This window comes from Rhodococcus pyridinivorans (assembly GCF_900105195.1).
Classification (GTDB): Bacteria; Actinomycetota; Actinomycetes; order Mycobacteriales; family Mycobacteriaceae; genus Rhodococcus; species Rhodococcus pyridinivorans.
The window spans coordinates 1-20,487 of sequence record NZ_FNRX01000002.1 but is presented as its reverse complement, the minus strand read 5'-3'; the positions used below and the strand labels follow the sequence as shown (position 1 = coordinate 20,487).

The window sequence follows — 20,487 nt, the reverse complement described above, 5'->3', positions numbered from 1 at the left end:
CTCTCCGCCGAGAACGTCGAGTGGCCGGACGCGCGTCCGGCCACTGTGCGTTTCCCGTCCGACGGTCACACGGCGGTGTCGCGTTCGAGACCGAACCAGTAGTGCTCGCCGTCGTCGAACACCAGCGAGCCCTTGCCGTTCATCACCCCGACGACGGTGTCGTCGTCGACCTTCTTGAAGTGGTCGAAGACCGGCATGCCGTCGTAGACCATCGTCGCCGTCATCTCACCGCGGAAGACGATCTCCCACAGGCTCGCTTCGCCGCGTCCGGTCTTCGTGTCGGAGAACAACTCGCCGTCCTCGCCGTAGCACACGAGCGGCTGGACCTCGGACACCGACGCGAACGTCTTTCCGTACCACCGCGACCTGCCGAGCAGTGTGTGGGTGCGGTGCCCGGTGTCGAAACTGTAACCCTTCCAACGGTATCCGACGAGATCGTCGAGGCGTGCCGGAGCGAGATGCTCCCAGAGGGCATCGAGTTCGCGAGGATCGATCCGGTCGGTGCGGGCGCGCAGTTCCTCGAGTCGCTGGACGACGTTCATGTGTTCCCCCGGATGTCGAAGGTGAGTACGGCTCTGATGATCTCGCCGGAGGCGACAGCGGCGAGAGCGTCGTCGAGTTTCGTGAAATCGAAGGTCTGCACGAGTTCGTCGAGCGGAAAGTGCCCGTCGCGCCACGGCGCGGCCAGCTCGTGAAGGAGACACCGGGGCTGGTCAGCGACGACAGTGCCTGCCGGATCACGGATTCGGCGCCCACGGACTCCACCGCATCGCCGGCACCACCGCCGGTGAGGCGACGCAGATGGCGTCCGAGGTCGTCGTGATCGTCGGGGGAGAGGACCTCGGTGGCCCCGAACGATCGCGGAGCCCGTGCCGTCGTGGATCGGGGGCGACGACGATGATGTTCTCGCACAAGGAAATCCGTTCTGTCATCACCGCGGCCGTGCCGACGGCGCCGAGATCGAAGACGACGATCGTCGAACCCTGTTCCGTGACGACTCCGGCACCCTCGTGTCCCGGTACGACGGGCCTCGGGACGGGAACGCCTCCCGCGGCGGCGGTGAGGTCGGTGTGGCAGATCCCGACCCCGTGGATCTGTACGAGCACTTCGTCGTCGCGCAGTTCGGGCACGGTCATGGTCTCGAGCCTCAGCGGTGCGCCGTACTCGCGGAGTACCGCTGCGGCCCTGGTGCGGGTCATCCCACCGCCTCCGGCGAACCGGTGTCGCCGAGCAGTACCGAGAGCATCAGTTGCTGCACCCTGCGCTGCCGGGAGGGGGTGGGCAGGAAGTGCACGAGGTTGCCGGTGTCGAGCACGAGGTTGAGCGCGGCGTGCACGAGGAAACGGCATTCGACGGCGGGCAGCTCGGGGCGGAGCTCCCCGACCAGACGGGCCCATTCCTCGATGTTGAGCCGCTGGATGTTCCGCAGGTCGCTGCGATGGTGCGCGGGCAGGTTGCCGATCTCGGCGAAGTACACCGACATCAGTTCGCTGTTCTCGAACGACATCCGGACGTACGCCTCGGTGAGGACGTCGAGGGCCTGCGCGGAGGTCGTCGAGTCGGTGAGCGTTTCGCCGATGATCATCGCGACGCGATCACCGGCCCGGTGGAAGGCGGCGGCGAGCAGATCGGCCTTGCTCGCGAAGTGACGGTAGACGCCGGACGCGTTGATACCTGCCGCAGCACCGATCTCCTCGATGCTCACCTCGTGATAGCCCCGGGCGTCGAAGAGCAGCACGGCCTCGTGCAGGAGGACCTCGCGCTTGTTCGCCACGGACAACCCGCCCGGCTCGGGAGTCGGTGCGGGTTCGTCGATGTCGGGCACCAGGTCGGTTGCCGCGACCGCTGTGCACGCGTCGAGCAGCAGCTGCTGCAGGCGCCGGTTGGACAGCGGAACGCGGTGAGTGGTGATGGAGCCGATGACGCTGAGCATCGCGCTGCTGAGCAGCACGTAGTCGTCGTCGGTGAGATCGGGCCGCAGCCGCGCGGCCGTGCGGGCGAGATGGCGGTTGAGTGCCCGCGTCTTCGAGCGGATCTCGCTGTGGTCCTCACCCGTGAGGTAGCGGCGTTCCCAGCGGTACAACCCGCCCGTCCGGCGGTTCTCGATCGTGGTGCGGATGAGCGCGAGGAGTTTGCGTTCGAGCTCCTCGGCGGCGGCGAGTCCGGTGGCGTTCGCTCCGCTCTGCTCGTCGAACTCCGCGAGGGCGGCGCCGAGGGCGTCGGCGAGGGTGACCACGGCGTGGTGGAACAGGGCGTACTTGTTCGGGAAGTGCCGGTACAGGGCGGGGCCGGAGATGCCGACGGCAGTGGCGATCTCGTCGATGCTCACGCCGTGGTAGCCGCGTTCGCTGAACGCCTCGGCCGCGACCGTGGCGATCTGTGCCTTGCGGTTCTTCGGCCGGCGCCGCACGGTGGGGGTCGGGGTGCCGGTCTTGGCGGCTGTGCGTGCACCGGCCTGCGCTTGTTCGGGCACCCTGCCTCCTCGTCGTGGATCCTGTTGCCGGCCGCGATGTCGCGGTGAATGTTCGTCGGCCTCAAAGGTAACAGTCGAACCCCCCTGCGGAGAAACACTACTTTTGGGTAAGAATTGCCAAAACTGCAGGGCAGAACGTATTGACAAACCAGCACCCAGACCGCAAAGTTAGCACCAATTCTTCAGCTGCGTCACCGCTGTGCGCATACGGAACCGTCACGACAGCGGCACTTTTCGAAGGACCGAGGAGGACTCGTGAGAACCCGATTCACCGAGATTTTCGGGGTGGAGCATCCCATCGTCCAGGGAGGCATGATGTGGGTCGGCCGCGCCGAACTCGTGGCCGCCGTGGCGGAGGCGGGAGCGCTCGGCTTCATCACTGCACTGACCCAGCCCACCCCGGAGGATCTCGTCCGCGAGATCGAACGGACACGCGAACTCACCGACAAGCCGTTCGGCGTCAACCTCACCATCCTGCCGTCGATCGATCCGCCGCCGTACGCCGAGTACCGCCAGGCGATCATCGACTCGGGCGTGAAGATCGTCGAGACCGCCGGCTTCAACCCGGCCGACCACCTGCCGCACTTCAAGGATGCCGGCATCAAGGTGATCCACAAGTGCACGAGCGTGCGGCACGCGGTCAAGGCCGAGCGCATCGGCGTGGACGCCGTGAGCATCGACGGCTTCGAGTGCGCCGGGCACCCGGGCGAGGACGACGTTCCGGGCCTGATCCTCATCCCCGCCGCGACGAGCAAGCTCAGCATTCCCGTGATCGCGTCGGGCGGCATCGCCGATTCCCGCGGGCTCGTGGCGGCACTCGCGCTCGGCGCCGACGGTGTCAACATGGGCACCCGCTTCATGTGCACGGTCGAATCGCCCGTGGCCCACGAGGTCAAGGAGCAGATCGTCCGCAACACCGAACTCGACACGAAGCTCATCTTCCGCACGCTGCGCAACACCGCTCGTGTCGCCACCAACGCGGTGAGCGAAGAGGTTGTCGAGATCGAATCGCGCGGAGCCGAATTCGGCGACATCGCCCACCTGGTCGCCGGCGCCCGAGGCCGCAAGGTCTTCGAGGACGGCGAACTCGACGCCGGCATCTGGACGGCCGGGCAGAGCCAGGGGCTCATCCACGACATCCCCACCGTCGCGGACCTCGTCGAACGCATGGTCACCGAGGCCGAGGCCGTCATCACCGGCCGCCTGAACGACATCGTCGGTGCCGACCGGACGGTGCGGGCATGACCGCGAGTACGACGGAGAGTCTGCGCTCCGAACTCTCGGACGGCATTCTGCGGCTGGCCATCACACGGCCGAGGCGGATGAACGCCATCGACCTGTCGACGATGAAGGCTCTCGACGACGCGGTGAAGGAAGCCGGGGAGGACGATCGCGTCCGCACGATCGTCGTCACCGGTGAGGGATCTGCCTTCTGCACGGGCGCGGATCTGGCCGCGGGAGCGGCGGACCCTCGGGATCCCGGTGTCGTGATGGACACCGCCAACGACCTGGTGCGCACCATTGCGTCCGTCCCGGTGCCCGTGATCGCTGCCGTCAACGGCCCTGCGGCCGGTGTCGGTGTCTCGATCGCGCTCGCCGCCGACTTGACATATGCGGCCGAGAGTGCCTATTTCCTGCTGGCCTTCGTGAACATCGGACTCATGCCCGACGGGGGAGCGAGTCTTCTCGTGCCCGCGGCGATCGGCCGGGCTCGGGCGGCCGAGATGGCACTGCTCGGCGAACGTGTCTCCGCTGCCGATGCCGACCGCTTCGGATTGGTGGCGCGCACACTGCCCGATGCGGAACTCGGCGCGCACGTCGACGCGATCGCGGCGCGAACCGCGGCCGGCCCGCGACGGGCACTGGAGTTGACGAAGCGTGCCCTCAACGCCTCGACGCTGGCCGCACTCGACGCCGCGCTCGCGCGCGAGAAGGAAGGCCAGGTCGAACTTCTCGGCTCACCGGACTTCGCGGAGGGTGCCATGGCGATGCTCGAGAAGCGCCCCGCCCGTTTCGCCTGAGAGCGGCCTACACCGGGATTGACAATGCACTTCCCGGGCGGGAGCCGATGCCCGGCCCTGTCGCCGGAGCATGCGCTCCCGTCCGGTGAATTCCATGCTCGAGCACCATTTACGGCGCTCGCCGACGCCTCGGCGTCTCGTGACCACGTCGTGACGATCCGATGCGCGAATCGCGGAATCTTCGTTAACAAAACCTCTGCCCTAAACCTATCCGGGCCTGTAATGTGCCTCACACATCGACGGCTCGGCACCGGCCGTGTCCGCACTCCTGCCCCGTCACGAGAGGATCATCGATGGTTCCCCCCTCTGTCGTTTCCGAAGCGGTCGGTAACGAAGCCGCCCGCTTCCGTAGCAACAACTGGAACAATCAGCTGGCTCGTCACGCCCTGATGATTCCCGAGCGCACGGCATTCCGGTTCCGCGGTGAGAGCATCACCTGGTCGCAGCTGGACACGCGTGTCGAGAAGCTCGCAGATGCGCTCTCGCGCCGCGGTATCGGCTTCGGCGACCGCGTGATCATCCTGATGCTCAACCGGCCCGAGTACATCGAGATCGTGCTCGCCGCCAATGCCCTCGGCGCGATCGCGGTGCCGGTGAACTTCCGTCTCACGGCACCCGAAGTGGCGTTCCTCGTGTCGGATTCCGGCGCGAAGGCGATCGTCGCGGAGGGCCCTCTCGTTCCGCTCGCCGATGCCGCGCGTGCCCAGGCCGAGGGGCTCGAACTCTCCATCACGGTCGGGGTCGATCCGCAGGGCGACTCCCTCGCGTACGAGGCGCTCGTCGCCGAAGAGGGCGAACCGCACCCGCATGCTCCGATCCCGAACGACACCCCGGCCCTCATCATGTACACCTCCGGCACGACGGGCCGGCCCAAGGGCGCAGTGCTCACCCATTCCAACCTGGAAGCCCAATCGCTCACCTGTATCCGCGCCTTCCGGTTGTTCGACGAATCCGGCATCGGTTTCTGTGCGTCGCCGATGTTCCACATCGCGGCCCTCGGCTCGATCGCCCCGAGCCTGATGCTCGGTACGCCCACGGTGATCCATCCGGTCGGTGCGTTCGATCCGAACGAATTGCTCGACGTCCTCGAAGCCGAGAACGTCACCAGTCTGTTCCTCGTCCCGGTGCAGTGGCAGGCGATGTGCGCGGCACAGCAGGCGAATCCCCGGAAACTGAAGCTGCGCAACATCTCCTGGGGAGCCGCTCCGAGCTCGGACACCATCTTGCAGGCGATGGCGGAGACCTTCCCCGACGCCTTCAACGTGGCGGTCTTCGGGCAGACCGAGATGTCGCCCATCACATGCGTTCTCGACGGCGACGACGCCATCCGCAAGCTCGGTTCCGTGGGCCGGGTCATCCCCACCATCCAGGCGCGCGTCGTCGACGACGAGATGAACGACGTCGCACCCGGTGAGGTCGGCGAGATCGTCTATCGAGGCCCCACGATGATGCGCGAGTACTGGAACAACCCCACGGCCACGAGCGAGGCGTTCTACGGCGGGTGGTTCCACTCCGGCGACCTCGTGCGCGTCGACGACGAAGGTTTCGTCTACGTCGTGGACCGCAAGAAGGACATGATCATCTCGGGTGGAGAGAACATCTACTGCGCCGAGGTCGAGAACGTGCTCTTCGGACATTCCAAGGTGCTCGAAGCCGCGGTCATCGGCCGTCCGGACTCGAAGTGGGGCGAGGTGCCCGTCGCCGTCGTCGCGCTGAAGTCCGGCCACGACGACCTCAGCATCGAGGAACTGCAGCCCTATCTGAACGAGCACCTCGCTCGGTACAAGCATCCCAAGGAAATCGTGATCGTCGAGGCCCTGCCGCGCAACGCCAGCGGCAAGGTCGTCAAGGGTGAGCTCCGCGGCGGTCTGCCTGCCGTCACTCAGGGCTGATCTCGGGGCGCAACATCGCGCGACGGGGACCGGACCGTGGCAATCGCGTAGGAGGGGTGGCCGGTGACGTTCGAACTGCCCAAGGCGAAAGGGCCGGTACACGACCTGGCCATCCAGGTCGGCGCACTCGTCGGCTTCTCTCTCGAAACCCTCGTGGCCGCGGTCCGGGTTCTCGTCCGGCGTCGCCTGTCACTGGGCGAGACGATCACTCAGGCGCTGTTCATCGCAAAGGTGTGCAGCGGACCGGCCCTGCTGCTCATGCTGCCCGTCGGTGTGCTGATCGCGGTGTCGGTCGGCTCACTGGCGGGCCAGCTCGGCGCGGGCGCCTATTCCGGGGCGATCGTCTCGTTCGTCGTCGTCGGGCAGGCTGCGGCGCTGGTGTGTGCGCTCATGCTCGCCGGGGTCGGCGGATCGGCGATCTGCGCCGATCTCGGCTCACGGACGATCCGTGAGGAGATCGAGGCGATGGAGGTGATGGGACTCGACGTCATCGAGCGGCTCGTCGTCCCGCGCCTGCTCGCCTCGGTTCTCGTCTCGCTCATGCTGTGTTCGCTGGTGACCCTCGTCGGTGTCACCGCGTGCTATCTCTACGATATCTACCTGAACGACGGTTCTGGGGGTGCGTTCCTGCGGACGCTCGGCGAATACGGGCGCTTGTCCGATTTCGCCACCGCCATGGTCAAATCCGCGTGCTTCGGCATCACCTCCGCGCTCATCGCGTCCTTCAAGGGACTGCATGCGAAGGGAGGGCCGAGCGGCGTTGCCGATGCCGTCAACGAAGGTGTGGTGCTCGCGTTCGTCATGGTCTTCGTCGTCAATACCGTGCTGTCCCAGCTCTACACGGTCATGGTTCCGGCGGTCGGTACGTACTGATGATCTCCTACACCACTTTCGAACGCGCGCGCTCGACCACTCGCAGGCCGGTCGCCGCCACCGTCGACGGCTTCGCGGCGATCGGCCGCCACGTCGTCTTCGGATGCAAGGCGATCGCCGGCATCCCCACCGCGCTCCGACGGTATTTCAAGCACGTCATGTTCCACATCGGTGACGTGAGTTTCGGCTACGCCTCTCTGCTCGCCGGCGGCGGAACGATCGGCATCGTGTTCGCGATGTCCGCCGTCGCGGCGATGATGGTCGGCGTCGAGACCCAGCGCGGACTCGAACTGATCGGCATGACCTCGCTGTCGGGCATGCTCTCGGCCATCGCCAACACCCGCGAACTCGCTCCCGTCGTCGCCTCCATCGCTCTCGCCGCCAAAGTGGGAACCGGCTTCACCGCTCAGCTCGGCGCGATGCGCATCTCCGACGAGATCGACGCACTCGACGCGATGGCGGTGCGCTCCATCCCGTTCCTCGCGAGCACGCGGCTCGTCGCCTCCGCGGTGTGCGTGATCCCGATCTACATGGTCGGCCTGCTCGCCTCGTACGTGGCCACACGTCTGATCGTCGTGAACTTCCAGGGCAACTCGGCCGGAACGTACGACTACTACTTCCATCTCGCGCTCTCGCCGTCGGATCTGTGGTACTCGCTCACGAAGGCCGTGGTGTTCGCCATGATCGTCGCGGTCGTCCACTGCTCCTACGGTTTCTACGCCTCCGGCGGACCCGAGGGGGTGGGGCGTGCAGCCGGACGAGCGCTGCGGACGAGCATTCTCGCGATCGGTGTCACCGACGTCGTGCTGACCTTCGCCCTGTGGGGGCTCGTCCCGACCATCCCGGGGGTCGGCTTGTCATGACCGCCGGCTACCAGCAACCACCGCCCGTGGCCTCCCGGACGAGGCCGGGGCGCGTGAACCGTGCGGCCGGTCCAGGTCGCGCCGCTCTCGCGGTGATCGGTCTGGTCTCGACCGTGGTCATCGTCGTCTCCGGTGCCCTGCTCGTGGCCTCCGGATCCGACATGCTCTCGCGCGATCCGGAGATCACCGCGAATCTGCCCGCCTCCGCGGGGCTGATCTACGGTGCCGCCGGTGTGCAGTATCAGGGTGTCCACGTCGGAAGCATGTCCGCCATCGACGCGGGCGTCACCACCTCGCGGGTGACGATGAAACTCGACCCCGAGGCGCTCGCCGAGATTCCCGCCGCGGTGAGTGTGCGGGTCGTGCCCCGCACACTGTTCGGGGACGTCTTCCTCGAACTCGTGCCGCCGGAGAAGCCCGAATACGGTCCCAGGCTCGCGGCGGGTACCGAGATCCCTGCCGACACCTCGGCCGAAGCAGCTCAACTCGCGAATCTCTACTACCGGGCCGCCGATCTCATGCAACAGCTGCGGCCCGAACAACTCGCGGTCGCTCTCGACGCGATGAGCCAGGCACTGCAAGGACGTGGCGCCGCTCTCGGCGAGACCATCGACCGGATGGCCGTGTTGTCGGAAGATCTGGGGCCGCTCGTCGATGCCGGCATCGCCGCTGCACCCCAGGTTGCCGCTGTCACCGAGTCGATGTCCGCGGCCACCGACGACGTCATCGCCGTGATGCGCAACGCATCCGAACTGTCGCAGATCGCGCTCGGCAACGAGGACGGTATCCGCCGTCTGCTGACAGGCGGGGCGTCGCTCGGGCAGCAGAGCGCAGACCTGTTCGCCGCCAACACCGGAAACATCATCTCGGTGGTCCGCAACGGTGCTCCGGTTCTCGGTGCGTTCGCAGCCGACACCCCCGGTCTCGACGACACCCTGCGGTATCTGTCGATCTTCGGCGATGCGGGCGGGCGCGTCTTCCAGACGGGGCATTTCGACATCACCGCCGCGGTGGACTTCTCCGATCCCATGCCGTACACCTCGGCGGACTGTCCTCGCTACGGGCCGTTGGCCGGGTCCAACTGCGGTGATCCGGTACGGACCTCGCCCGCGACCGGCGGGCAGATCGTCGCTGCGAACGCCGAGCGCGGTCCGCTCGGCTTTCTCGAGCAGATCGCTAGGGGAGCGGATCCGGACGATCCGGCATCGCGGGATGCCGGCCCGTCGACCGCCGCCTCGACCCTGCTCGCACCGTTCGTCCGTGGAGCGGAGGTGAGTATTCCGTGAGGGCACCGACGTGGCCGGCCCTGCGTTTGACGGCGTTCTGTGTCCTCGGTGTGCTGGCGGCGGTCGTCGTCGGCAACACTCTCGACCGGCCGGTACGCGGGGCGACGCGCGAGTACGCGGCCGAGTTCACCGATGTGGAAGGTTTGACTCCGGGCAGTGACGTGACGCTCGCGGGTGTGCGCGTCGGGCGGGTCGCCGATGTGCGTTTCCAGCCGCAGGACGACGGAACCTCCCGCGCCCGTGTCGAATTCGAGATCGAATCGGGCCACGCGCTGACCACCGACGTGACCGCGAAGATCAACTACGGCGACATGATCGGAGTGCGCTACGTCGCTCTCCGCCTGCCGGAGAACTCGGCCGGGAACGCGCTCGAGGAGGGGGCGACGATTCCGGTCGAGCGGACGCAGCTACCGGTGGATCTCACCGCTCTCGTGAACGGATTCAAGCCGCTGTTCGAGGCGATGGACCCGGCCCGGGTCAACTCCCTCGCCCTCTCCGTTGTCGACGCCTTCCAGGGGCAGGGAGGCACGCTCGAATCGCTTCTGCTGCACGTCGCTGCGGTGAGCACCGACATCGTCGACCAGGAGCAGGTGTTCAACGAGGTCATCGCGAATCTCGAACAACTCGCCACGGTCGTCGACCGGCGGAACGAGGACGTCGCGTCACTGATCTCCGGGCTGGGTGTCGTGAGCGAAGCCCTCGCGGGCGATTCCGCCAGGCTGGCGACACTGGTCGACCGGGGTGCTTCGTCGGTCCGTGCGACCGCCGCGCTCATGTCCGGGGGTGCCGCGCCGCTCGGAACCGCGGTGTCCGACCTGCGCACGATGACCGATGCGTGGATCCCGCAGACCGACCACTTCGACCGGGCGATGGCGAATCTGCCGCAGTTGGCCGACAGCATCAACCGGGTCGGCGATTACGGTGGCTGGCTCAACCTCTACATGTGCAACTTCACCGTCATGGCCGATGGTTTCGAGGCGAATCTCTTCGGTTCGGCGTACACGGAGGTGTGCAAGTGAACATCGTGCGGAAATCGAAGGATGCGGTCGCGGCGATCTTCTCGGGACGCCACGACCGCAATGCCGATCCGATCGCGCTCGGCATCGTCGGCATGGTGCTCGTCGCGGTGATCATGCTCGTCGCGGTCTCCCTTCCGCGAGTGAGTTATCTGATCCGTACCGGCTCGTACACAGCAGAATTCGCGAACGCCGCCGGATTGGCGCCGAACGATCCGGTCTATGTCGCCGGTGTTCCGGCCGGACGCGTCGAGACCATGGAACTGGCCGGCGACCGCGTTCTCGTGAAGTTCCGGGTCGACCGGGGGCAGGATCTCGGCGACCGCACCGCCGCGGAAGTCAAGCTCAGGACGATCCTCGGCAAGCGGTATCTGTCCGTCACCCCGGCAGGCGCGGGTGAACTCACAGGCGATCGCATTCCCCTGTCCCGCACCACGGTTCCGTACAGTCTCGACGAGCTGACGACCGACGCCCAGCGGATCGCGGAGGGCCTCGACGTCGACGCGCTCGAGGCCATGATGAAGACCCTTACCGAGACGATGCCGACGAATTCCGAGCAGGTCTCCGACACCCTCGCCGGTGTCGAGGCCACCTCCCGGATGATTGTCCGCAACGACGAGCGGATCACCTCGCTGCTCCGGTCGGCGAAGTCGCTGAGTTCGATCGTCGGTGAGCAGAGCGAGGATGTCGCCCGGCTGGCGGGCAACAGTACGGCGGTCGTGTCGATCCTCGCGGCCCGGAAGGAAGCGCTCGTACTGCTCGTCGACGACCTGCGGCAGTTGCTCACCACGGCGGAGAGTTTCCTCGCCGACAACTCGGCCGACATCGACGCCCTGCTCGTGAATCTCGAATCGGTGACGGGAACGCTCGAGGACAATGCCGCCAACATCGACCAGGTGCTCGCGAAGTTCCCGGCGGCCCTGCGGGCAGCGGCCGACGCATCCGGTAACGGCAACTGGGTCGATGTGCACGCACCGGCCGGCCCGCTTCCCGACAACTTCCTGTGCTCCGTCGGAGTGATGGAGGGGTGCAATTGAGTACCACCGCGAAGACCTGGACCATCCGTGGATTCGTGATCGTCGTCGTGCTCGCGCTCTGCGCGGCGGGGCTCTGGTACGTGGTGGGCCCGGACCGCACTCGCACGATCGTGGCGCAGTTCGCGTCGGTCAACGGCATCTATCCCGGCAGCAGCGTCGCGGTGCTCGGTATGCCGGTGGGCACGGTCGAGGAGGTGAAATCCGCCGGTCGCGTCGTCGAGGTACGCATGAGCATTCCTCGCGACATCGTCCTGCCGGCGGAAGTGTCGGCCTTCGTGATGAATCCGTCCGTCATCAGCGACCGTTTCGTCGAGCTCGGGCCGGCCTACCGGGAGGGACCGACCTTCGAGGACGGTCACGTCATCCCCGTCGAACGTAGTCACGCCCCGATCAACTGGGACGAGCTGCTCGAGAACGTCGATGTGCTGGCCACCGCACTCGGTCCGGAGGGCGGGGAGATCGGCCGCACGCTGGAGGTCGCCGCCGACGCGACCGACGGGATGGGCGAGGAGATGAATCGTGCCATCACAGCGCTGAGCCAGGCCACCGCGGTGGTGGGCGTGAAGTCCGAGGACATCGGGCAGGTCGTCGACGATCTCGCCGTCGCCCTGGCAGCGATCGAGTCCCGCGAAGGCGACCTGTCCGAACTCGTCCGGGGAATGGGGGAACTCGGGGAAGAACTGCAGCGGCAGAATCTCGACGTCGCCGGGCCGGTCGATCAGCTCGCGGCGATCCTCGACCGGCTCGACGTTCTGCTCGCCGACCGCGGAGGCGACATCGACCGGATCATGGCGAACGCCCGCACGCTGACCGACACCTTCGCCGCGCACGAGGTGGGCTTCGCCGAGATCTTCGATGTTCTGCCGCTCACCGCACAGAACATCGACAACGCGATCGGCGAGAACGGACGTGCCCGGATCCGTCTGAGCGTGTCGACACAGATCGGCCAGTTCCCCCGGGCGCGAGAACTGTGCGAACGCGAGCCGCTGCCGCTGTGTACGGGAGCGGGATTCACCAATCCGATCACGGTGCCCTTCGACCTGGCCGACCCGTTGCAGGATCTCGTCCCGGAATCGCTCGACCGGGCGCTGAATCAGGGAGGGACGCGGTGACTGCGCCCGCCCGTCTGCGTGCGGCCACTCTCCTGAGCTGCCTCGCGGCACTGACGAGTGGGTGCGGCCTGAGCCTGCAGGAACTACCGCTCGGCCGCAGTGGCCCCGGCGACACCTACGAGGTGACGGCGGTCTTCGACAGTGCCGACCGGATCGATCCCGGCGCCGAGGTGCGGGCGGGCCAGGCCGTCGTCGGCCGGGTGCGTTCGCTGAGCACCGACGGCGGTCGCGCCTATGTCCGGCTGAGCATGTCGGCCGCCGTGCAGTTCCCCGAGAACGTCGGCGCATCGGTCCGGTTGCCGTCGGCGCTCGGCAGTCCGTTCGTCCGGATCGACCTGCCCGAGGATCCCTCGCCGGGACTGTTGACGGATGGCGACAGTATCGAGCGGACGGAAGTCGGCCCCGACGTCGAGACCACCTTCGCGATGCTCGGGCAGATCGTCAACGGCAGTGGGCTCGACCAGATGCGCACCATCACCACCGAACTCGACGAAGCCTTCGGAGGGCGCGGCGAGAAGATCCGCGACATGCTCGTCCGCTTGGACACCACCATGGCGTTGGCCGACGAGAACAGCGAAAGCTTCGAACGGACGCTCGCCGCAGCCGATTCCGTCACCGAGAGGCTGGCACAGCAGCAGGAGGTGCTCGACCGCAGCATCGTCGACAGTGCCCGGATGGTGGAACTGCTCGCGGCGCAGCAGCAGGATCTCGCAACACTGGTCGCGAGCACGGCCACAGTGGTCGAGTCGGTCGACACCGTGATGGCCGAACAGCAGTCGGCCATCGGTGGCAGCATCGACGATCTCGCGCAGATCACCGCCGGCATCAGGGATTTCAACAACACCGTGGAAGCGGCTCTGGTGAACGTGAACAAGTTCGTGGACGGCTTCAACAGGTCGGTGCGCGGCGACTATCTGCTGTTCGACGGTGCGCTCGACATCCCCGGAGCCATCGATCTGCTCCTCACCGGCGGGATGCCGCTCGACGGCGGCCCTCCGGTCGAGTTGCCGCAGGCCGACGTCGCGGCCGGCCTCGCCGAACTCCTTCTCGGAGGTGTGCGATGAAGCGCGCCGTGCTCGTCCAGGTGATCGTCTTCGTCGCCCTCGGCATCGTCACCACCGTGGTCGGTGTCCGGTACGTGCTCGGGCCGCAGAGCCTCGGCGGCGCGACCCACCTGCACGCTCACCTCGAGGATGCACGGGGTATCGGATCCGGCACCTCGGTGACCTACCGCGGTGTCCAGGTGGGAGAGGTCGCTTCACTGTCGGTCGCCCCTGGCGGGCGGGGATCCGACGCCGTCCTCTCCATCGATCCGGGGGTGCAGATCCCTGCGGGGAGCACCGGGCGGGTCGTCACCGCGACGGCGATCGGCATCCTGAGCGTCGACATCGAACCCGACACCGACCAGGGGCCGTTCCTCGGCGACGGCGACGCGCTGCTCGTCCCGGCCGAGGACCAGGGGTTGCGCCTCGATCAGTTGCTCGTCGACATGACGGCGCTCGTGGAGAGCCTGGACGCGGAGTCGATCGTGACTCTCGGCGAGACGTGGGGAACGGCGCTGGACGGCACCGGACCGGAGCTGCAGGCACTGCTCGAGAATGCCGACGCGCTCTCGCGCATGGTGGCCGATCGTGCCCCGGCCATCGCGTCCCTGCTCGACGAGGGTCTCGGTCTCGTCGATGCGATGTCCGACAACGCGGGCACCTTCCCGGGATCGATGCGGGCGGTGAGAGACGTCTCCGACCAGCTGGTGGGCAGCAGGGATTCGCTCGTCTACCTGGTGGACCGGTCACCCGAGGCGCTCGCGCGGACCGAGGAACTGTTCGCCGCGACGCGCGACGACTTCGGCGTCCTGCTGACGAATCTCGTCACGGTCGGGGAGGTGATCGGGCCTCGCGCCCCGTCGCTGAGTGCCGGACTCGACGCGCTGCCCGCGGCGATGAAGGACCTGACCAGCGTCGTCGAAGGGGATCGCGGCAACTTCGCACTCGTCGCCACGCAGGGGCCGGTCTGCTACTACGACACACAGCGCCGCATGATCGGCGACGAGAGTCCTCGCGAGGCGAATCTGTCGCTCTACTGCCCACCCGGTGAGGACGTCGGTCAGCGCGGCGCGTACACGGCGCCGAGACCGGACGCGACGGGACTGACGAACTACACCACTCCGGGCAAGGTCACCGGTCCGGACATGGCCGACGATCCCCTGCTCATCCCGACCGGAGTGGAAGCGTTGAACTACTGGCAGAAGCTGTTGGAAGGACTGGGCGGATGACACCCACCGATGTGCCGACCGAGAAGGATGCCGAGGAGACCGACGCCGGTTCGGCAGGCTCTCCACCGGAGGTCCCCCGGGATGCGCCGGCTCGTGGGGGCGCGGCCGGGTGGATCACCCTCGCGGTGATCGCGATACTGCTCGCCGCCACCGCGTTCTTCGGCTTCCGGTGGTGGCAGGCCGAGCAGGACGCCGCGCTGCGGGAGGAGGCCGTCGCCGAGGCGCGTGAATACGCCGTCGTCCTCGGGACATACGACTATCGTTCCTTCGACGACAATCTCGCCGCGGTGACCGCGAACTCCACCGAGGAGTTCGCCGCCAGATACGACAGTGTGGCCGGCGACCTGCGCGGACTCGTCGAAAACGGTGAGGGTACGTCGACGGCGCGAGCGGATCATGCCGGGCTCGAGAGTTTCGACGGCGAGGTCGCCACGGTGCTGGTCTTCCTCGACCAGGACGTGAAGAACGTCGTGGTACCGGAAGGGCGTACCGACGCCACCCGCTTTCTCATCACCCTGAAGCGGATCGACGGCCGCTGGTTGCTCGACGGAGCCGACGCGCGCTGATCCTCGAAGATCGGCGTTGCACATCTCGAGAATAAGACTATCTTTTCGGAAAGTCTTATTGTCGCGAGAGGTTCTTCGAATGACGTTGCGGTTCATCTTCCACTACCCGGAGATCAACGGGCCCGAGGGTGACGTGCTCGATCCCGGGCCCGTCCGGGATGTGGCCGTCGCCGCCGAGAAAGCGGGATTCGACGCGTTCGCGTTCAGCGAGCGTCCTGCGCCCGGTGCCCGATGGCTCTCGGCCGGAGGGCACCAGACCCTCGACCCGTTCGTCGCACTCGGATATGTCGCCGGGGCGACCGAGCGGCTGCGTCTGCTGACCTACCTGGCGGTCGCGCCCTACCGGAATCCGATGCTCCTCGCCAAGGCTGCGGCCAGCCTGGACAAGCTCTCGGGTGGGCGCTTCACGCTCGGTCTCGGAGTGGGTTACCAGAAGAGTGAGTTCCACGCGCTCGGCGTCGATTTCGACGAACGCAACGCCCTCTTCGACGAAGCGCTCGACGTGCTTCCGCTCCATTGGCGCGGTGAGCCCTTCGATTACCGGGGCCGCCACTTCAGTGCCCGCGACATCATCGCCCGGCCTCGGCCGGTGCAGGATCCGATACCCATCTGGATCGGCGGGAATTCGAAGCTCACGCGGCGGCGGGTCGCACAGCGTGCGCAGGGATGGATGCCGATGTCGGGAGGCGGGCAACTCAGTGCCACCGCTCGTACCCGCACGCTCGGCCCCCTCGAAGAACTGGGGGAGCAGATCGCCGACGTCCGATCCGGCGCACTCGCTGCGGGCCGCACGGACCGGATCGACGTCGTGTATTCCTACGGCACCGAACTCATGTCGTCGACCGCAGGACCCGACCGGCACCGCGAGGTGTTCGCCGAGCTGGAGAAGGCCGGGGTCGACTGGGTGTCCGTCTCGTGCCGTATCGAGGGCCTGTCGGCCACAGTCGATTTCCTCGAGTCGTTCGGCTCGACCTATCTGTCGTGAAGGAGCCCGCAATGGGGTGGTTCGAGGAACGCGCAGGGCTCGCCGGGGCGGTTGCGGTGATCACGGGTGGCGCGGGTGGGCTCGGGGAGTCGATCGTCCGGGACCTCGCGGCCAACGGCGTGCGCCCGGCCGTTCTGGATATCGACGCGGATGCCGCCGAAGCGCTCCGCTCCGATCTCGTCGCCGCGGGAACCGAGTGTCTCGTGCACTGCGGCGACGTCCGCGATCCTGCCGTCCTGGCCGGCCTGTTCGATGCGGTGGACGAACGGTGGGGACGCGTCGACATCCTGGTGAACATCGTCGGCGGCACCTTCCGGTCGCCCTTCGTCGACACCTCGCCGAAGGGCTGGGATGCCCTCGTGCGTACCAACCTGTCCCACGTGCTGCAGGCGTGCTCGCTCGCAGTTCCCCGGATGCGGGAGGGCGGACGCGGCGGGAGCATCGTGAACATCACGACGATCGAGGCGCACCGGGCCGCACCCGGCTATGCGGTCTACTCCGCGGCGAAGGCGGCCGTCGAGCAGTTCGCCCGGACTCTCTCCGTGGAGGTGGCACCGTACGGGATCCGGGTGAACAACGTCGCTCCCGATTTCGTGCCCACTCCCGGACTGGAGAAACTCGCAGTCGGGGAGCATGCTCTGGCCGACGCCACCAGTGCCGGGATCGCGATTCCGATGGGACGTGTGGGGCACGTCCACGATGTCTCGAACTGCGTGGTGTTCCTCGCATCCGGGTTGTCGTCGTTCGTCACCGGGACGACCCTCCACCCCGACGGCGGCGTCCTCGCGTCGTCGGGGTGGTTCAACTGGCCGGGCACCGGCTGGGCGAACTACGCCCCGGCGAGCGTCCTCGAAGGGATGTCGTCGGTACCTGCCGGCTGAGGGCGCGGAACGGTGAAGGTCGCAGCCACACATGCGATCGCGACGACGAAGCACGCCAGGGTGTACCACAGGTTGCCGATGGGGTCGCCGTTCTCGGTGACCCCATCGACCGCGGCGAAGTAGTCGGGCAGCGCACCGATCCACAGCACGGCCATCACGACGAGATAGACGAGGGCGTACCAGCGGACGAGGTCGTTGGAATAGGGACGCTCGGAGCCGTTGTTGCGCAAGCGCACCCATTGGCGTGAGAGCACATAGAGCGCGACGAGCGACAGGATCGCGAGTTCGGCGGCGTAGATCGTCGCGCGCACCGTGGTGCTGCCCATGCCGATGACGGTCGCCGGCGCAGGGAGGATCACCACACCCACGGACGCGAGTAGTCCGACGGTGATCGTGCGCCAGGTCAGTTCGAGCCCGCCGAAGGTGCGACCGGCGTCGATGTGCCGGCCGACGAAGAACTGCGCGCAGAATGCGAGCGACATCGGCCACAGGGCAGCGAAGACCACGACGCTCGGGAGCGGAACGGAGTCGAAGAAGGGCTGGTTGATCGGGTTGTCGAGCGACCACTCCCACCACCGCAGCTGCGGTCCGAGGTGATCGAAGATCTCGTAGAAGGCGTGGTGGACGAAGCCCACGCAGACGGCGCCGACGACGGTGCCGTACTGCCGGAACACCCCGAGCATCCGAACGATGTCGAACGCGATCGTCGCCATCATCGGGTAGATCGCGATGATGTACAGCGGCAGGCGTCCCCACATGAACTCGACGGTGAACACGTTGTGCGCGAACATCGTGTCGAGGTAGTCCTCCACGCCGAAGGCGTCGGGGAAGTACAGCAGCGGTTCGATGATGAACAGGAACGCGAGGGTGCCGAGCCAGACGACGAGGTTCGTGGCGTCACCGGTGCGCCGCAACCGGACGATCGCGTACACGAGCATCAGCACCGCCCCGAGCACGATGGTCAGCTCGAGGACGGGCAGCGTCCAGTTCTCCAGCGCGAACGGACTGCGCAGTTCGAAGATCCCCCCGGCTTCGTCGCACGAGAATCCGAGGCGGGTCGAGAGGTCCTCGAAGGTGGGCGAGCACAGGTCCGACATCAGTTGTTCCTCCCGCCCACGGTTTCCGCCGTGTACCAGTGCGAGACGTCGTAGCCTTCGTCGAATCGACGGAACCACACGTCGGCGAGGGCCGGCAGCTTCTCGTGGTCGGGATTGTGCTTGGGCATCTGGCTGCGGATGATGCCCACCAGCGCGACGAGCTGTTCGCCGAGCGGCAGGACGTCGAAGGCGCGCGGCATCGGGCCGTGATCCTGGTACTGGAGGAACGGCAACCGGCGCCGCAGGTTCTGCTTACGGCGGTGCGACGCGAACATCGACATCGTGTCGATCTTCCGTTCCTCCAGCGGCACATGCTTGTTGAAGCCCTCGCACGCGATGGCGATGACGTCGAGCACGTGCTTGAACACCGAGGGGGCCTGCCGCATGCGGTACAGATCGCTGCCGACCACCGCGTCGAAGATGATGAGCGCCGAACTGCGGTGTTCGACCTCCTCGACGAAATGCCAGATGAACAACGAGGCGACCCGGTCGTCGCCGGGGCGGAAGAGCGCCGCGTCGTTGTCGAGCATGAGCTTGAAGACGGGAGTGAAGGTCGCCTCGAGATCGGCGGTGTACGCGAGGCGGTATTCGGGGGAAGTCTCGGCGGTGAGCTTGTCGAAGGCGCCGATGACGTCGTCGAGCGTCTCCTGCAACTCCGGATAGCTCTTGATCAGTCCCTTCACGTGCTGCCGGTGGGCGGTGGAGTGCTGCCCCTCCTGGTACATGAAGGCGTTGGCCTCTTCGAGGACCTCGGGATCGGTGATGCGCGGGGTGATCTCGCGGATCATGTTGACGATCATCTTCTCGAAGCCGATCGCGAGGAACGAGACGGCGTTGGCCATGCTCGAGAAGGCCGGGTTCTCCTCGTTCCACAGGAACGGCACGTCGTAATCCGCGAATGCGAAACGCATCTTGCGGACCTGCAGGTTCGTCATGGGGCGGTACCTCGTCTCTTCGACGCCGGGCTGGCTGTGGACCTGTTTCGGGACACGGTCGGGAGGACCTCTAACGAGCCGGGAGGCCCCGATCGGAGTGAACATACACGAAATGCGTCATGTGTATGATAGGTGTCCCACTCGCTCGCGGGAGCCCGTTTCGCACCACATCCACCGAGGTCGGCTGTGTTACCGTCGGGCCTTCTCCAGGCGACGGCTCGAGGAAGCGCGAAGTGGCACGTAGACGTGGGTGGGGTGGGAGTCCTCCCGCCGACGACGAAGAGGCGTCGCAGCGGATCGTTGCCGCCGCCGTCGACCTGATCGACCGGACCGGCGCGGAGATCAACATCGCCGATGTGGCCCAGTCCCTCGGGGTGATCCGCCAGACGGTCTACCGCTACTTCCCCAGCGCGGACGCCCTCATGCGTGCGGCCGCCATCGCCTCGGTCGAAGGATTCCTGGAACGACTCACCCGGCAGGTCGCGGGACTCGACGATCCGGTCGAGGCCATGACCGAAGGTGTGGTCTACACGCTCGCGGAGGTGCGTCGCACCCCGCATCTCGGCATCCTGCTGTCGAGCACCTATTCGAACCCGCATCCCGAAGCGATCGCCTCGGAGGAGGCGTGGATGTTCGGCATGGCGATGATCAAGCGGTTCGACGTCGACTGGGAGGAACACGGCTACGACGACGACTCCCTCGCGGAGCTGGTCGAGTACGTGCTGCGCACGATGCAGTCGTTCTTCGTCTCGCCGGGAACCCCGCCACGCTCCGACGACGATCTGCGCCGCTACCTGCGACGATGGATGGGTACGGCGATGCTCGCCCAGCGGGAGTGGGATTCCGGCAATCCCGCGAAGCGCGACTGCTCTCCCGTAGAGTCCGGCTCGTGACGAACGAGCAGCAGATCAGGCGTGCCGATCGTACGCGCGACGGCGATCCCCAGAACGTTCCCCGCCCGCTGGAGGGTGAAGCCGACCGCACGGTGGTGGAGACGACCTGGGGCGAGGTGCAGCCGATGCAGGTGGTGGCGGGCGTGGCGACCGTCGGTGAACTCGAGGTGATCGAACTGCTCGACCGGGGCGCTGCGCTGGTGGACACGCGGGTGCCCGATTCCCGGAGCGGGGTGAGCCTCCCCGGTGCCGTGAACATCCCGCACGAGGATATCGTCGCGAGAA

The 20,487-nt window shown here is 66.9% G+C and carries 20 protein-coding genes and 1 pseudogene; 16 read left to right on the top strand and 5 right to left on the bottom strand.

Annotated elements, in window-relative coordinates; all coding sequences use genetic code 11:
• Window positions 1-65: 65 nt before the first annotated feature.
• From BLV31_RS00760 to BLV31_RS00750, 3 genes are all read right to left on the bottom strand, one after another.
• Window positions 66-542 (bottom strand): DUF4334 domain-containing protein, encoded by a 477-nt coding sequence (locus BLV31_RS00760; RefSeq protein ID WP_039586668.1) that lies wholly within the window; start codon window positions 540-542, stop codon window positions 66-68.
• A gap of 195 nt (window positions 543-737) precedes the next feature.
• A complete protein-coding gene (locus BLV31_RS00755) occupies window positions 738-1,199 on the bottom strand; it encodes an alcohol dehydrogenase catalytic domain-containing protein (RefSeq protein ID WP_064061159.1) in 462 nt (153 codons plus the stop codon).
• Complete coding sequence (locus BLV31_RS00750) at window positions 1,196-2,473, bottom strand: TetR/AcrR family transcriptional regulator (RefSeq protein WP_064061158.1); 1,278 nt, start codon at window positions 2,471-2,473, stop codon at window positions 1,196-1,198. The genes BLV31_RS00755 and BLV31_RS00750 overlap by 4 nt, the downstream gene beginning before the upstream one ends.
• A 255-nt stretch (window positions 2,474-2,728) precedes the next feature.
• Between BLV31_RS00750 and BLV31_RS00745 the strand changes: the two genes are divergently transcribed.
• The 14 genes from BLV31_RS00745 to BLV31_RS00680 all read left to right on the top strand — a co-directional run bounded on the left by BLV31_RS00745 (window position 2,729) and on the right by BLV31_RS00680 (window position 17,277).
• Window positions 2,729-3,718 carry an NAD(P)H-dependent flavin oxidoreductase gene (locus BLV31_RS00745; protein ID WP_072740574.1) on the top strand — a complete coding sequence of 330 codons (990 nt, stop codon included), beginning with the start codon at window positions 2,729-2,731 and terminating at the stop codon, window positions 3,716-3,718.
• The gene (locus BLV31_RS00740) at window positions 3,715-4,494 is read left to right on the top strand and encodes an enoyl-CoA hydratase (RefSeq protein WP_064061157.1); all 780 of its coding nucleotides are present in this window, start codon (window positions 3,715-3,717) and stop codon (window positions 4,492-4,494) included. The genes BLV31_RS00745 and BLV31_RS00740 overlap by 4 nt, the downstream gene beginning before the upstream one ends.
• A 293-nt stretch (window positions 4,495-4,787) precedes the next feature.
• Window positions 4,788-6,386: a fatty-acid--CoA ligase FadD5 gene (gene fadD5 / locus BLV31_RS00735; protein ID WP_064061156.1), complete on the top strand. Its 1,599-nt coding sequence runs from the start codon at window positions 4,788-4,790 to the stop codon at window positions 6,384-6,386.
• A gap of 63 nt (window positions 6,387-6,449) precedes the next feature.
• The gene (locus BLV31_RS00730; protein ID WP_064061155.1) at window positions 6,450-7,259 is read left to right on the top strand and encodes an MlaE family ABC transporter permease; all 810 of its coding nucleotides are present in this window, start codon (window positions 6,450-6,452) and stop codon (window positions 7,257-7,259) included.
• The gene (locus tag BLV31_RS00725; protein ID WP_064061154.1) at window positions 7,259-8,122 is read left to right on the top strand and encodes an MlaE family ABC transporter permease; all 864 of its coding nucleotides are present in this window, start codon (window positions 7,259-7,261) and stop codon (window positions 8,120-8,122) included. The genes BLV31_RS00730 and BLV31_RS00725 overlap by 1 nt, the downstream gene beginning before the upstream one ends.
• Before the next feature lie 53 nt (window positions 8,123-8,175).
• Complete coding sequence (locus BLV31_RS00720) at window positions 8,176-9,408, top strand: MCE family protein (protein WP_232512435.1); 1,233 nt, start codon at window positions 8,176-8,178, stop codon at window positions 9,406-9,408.
• Window positions 9,405-10,427, top strand: coding sequence for an MCE family protein (locus BLV31_RS00715; protein WP_064061153.1), 1,023 nt, complete (start codon window positions 9,405-9,407; stop codon window positions 10,425-10,427). Before BLV31_RS00720 ends, BLV31_RS00715 begins: the two co-directional genes overlap by 4 nt.
• Complete coding sequence (locus BLV31_RS00710) at window positions 10,424-11,461, top strand: MCE family protein (protein ID WP_174556317.1); 1,038 nt, start codon at window positions 10,424-10,426, stop codon at window positions 11,459-11,461. The genes BLV31_RS00715 and BLV31_RS00710 overlap by 4 nt, the downstream gene beginning before the upstream one ends.
• Window positions 11,458-12,573, top strand: coding sequence for an MCE family protein (locus BLV31_RS00705; RefSeq protein ID WP_232512434.1), 1,116 nt, complete (start codon window positions 11,458-11,460; stop codon window positions 12,571-12,573). The genes BLV31_RS00710 and BLV31_RS00705 overlap by 4 nt, the downstream gene beginning before the upstream one ends.
• On the top strand, window positions 12,570-13,637 hold the full coding sequence (locus BLV31_RS00700; RefSeq protein ID WP_248846262.1) for an MCE family protein: 1,068 nt from the start codon (window positions 12,570-12,572) through the stop codon (window positions 13,635-13,637). Before BLV31_RS00705 ends, BLV31_RS00700 begins: the two co-directional genes overlap by 4 nt.
• Window positions 13,634-14,845 (top strand): MlaD family protein, encoded by a 1,212-nt coding sequence (locus BLV31_RS00695; RefSeq protein WP_064061151.1) that lies wholly within the window; start codon window positions 13,634-13,636, stop codon window positions 14,843-14,845. Before BLV31_RS00700 ends, BLV31_RS00695 begins: the two co-directional genes overlap by 4 nt.
• Window positions 14,842-15,411 (top strand): Rv1363c family protein, encoded by a 570-nt coding sequence (locus tag BLV31_RS00690; protein WP_064061150.1) that lies wholly within the window; start codon window positions 14,842-14,844, stop codon window positions 15,409-15,411. Before BLV31_RS00695 ends, BLV31_RS00690 begins: the two co-directional genes overlap by 4 nt.
• Window positions 15,412-15,490: 79 nt before the next feature.
• The gene (locus BLV31_RS00685) at window positions 15,491-16,396 is read left to right on the top strand and encodes an LLM class F420-dependent oxidoreductase (RefSeq protein ID WP_081263455.1); all 906 of its coding nucleotides are present in this window, start codon (window positions 15,491-15,493) and stop codon (window positions 16,394-16,396) included.
• Between the two features lie 11 nt (window positions 16,397-16,407).
• On the top strand, window positions 16,408-17,277 hold the full coding sequence (locus BLV31_RS00680) for an SDR family NAD(P)-dependent oxidoreductase (RefSeq protein ID WP_064061149.1): 870 nt from the start codon (window positions 16,408-16,410) through the stop codon (window positions 17,275-17,277).
• Here BLV31_RS00680 and BLV31_RS00675 read toward each other — a convergent pair.
• Together BLV31_RS00675 and BLV31_RS00670 are read right to left on the bottom strand one after the other, a co-directional pair.
• The gene (locus BLV31_RS00675; RefSeq protein WP_064061148.1) at window positions 17,226-18,374 is read right to left on the bottom strand and encodes a hypothetical protein; all 1,149 of its coding nucleotides are present in this window, start codon (window positions 18,372-18,374) and stop codon (window positions 17,226-17,228) included. The two genes, BLV31_RS00680 and BLV31_RS00675, sit on opposite strands and share 52 nt — an antisense overlap.
• Complete coding sequence (locus tag BLV31_RS00670) at window positions 18,374-19,309, bottom strand: metal-dependent hydrolase (RefSeq protein ID WP_064061147.1); 936 nt, start codon at window positions 19,307-19,309, stop codon at window positions 18,374-18,376. The genes BLV31_RS00675 and BLV31_RS00670 overlap by 1 nt, the downstream gene beginning before the upstream one ends.
• Window positions 19,310-19,542: 233 nt before the next feature.
• Here BLV31_RS00670 and BLV31_RS00665 point away from each other — a divergent pair, with 233 nt between their 5' ends.
• Both BLV31_RS00665 and BLV31_RS00660 read left to right on the top strand, forming a co-directional pair.
• Window positions 19,543-20,202 (top strand): TetR/AcrR family transcriptional regulator, encoded by a 660-nt coding sequence (locus BLV31_RS00665; RefSeq protein ID WP_006552456.1) that lies wholly within the window; start codon window positions 19,543-19,545, stop codon window positions 20,200-20,202.
• Window positions 20,199-20,487, top strand: a pseudogene (locus BLV31_RS00660) (rhodanese-like domain-containing protein); the annotation flags it as partial. The gene BLV31_RS00665 and the pseudogene BLV31_RS00660, both read left to right, overlap by 4 nt.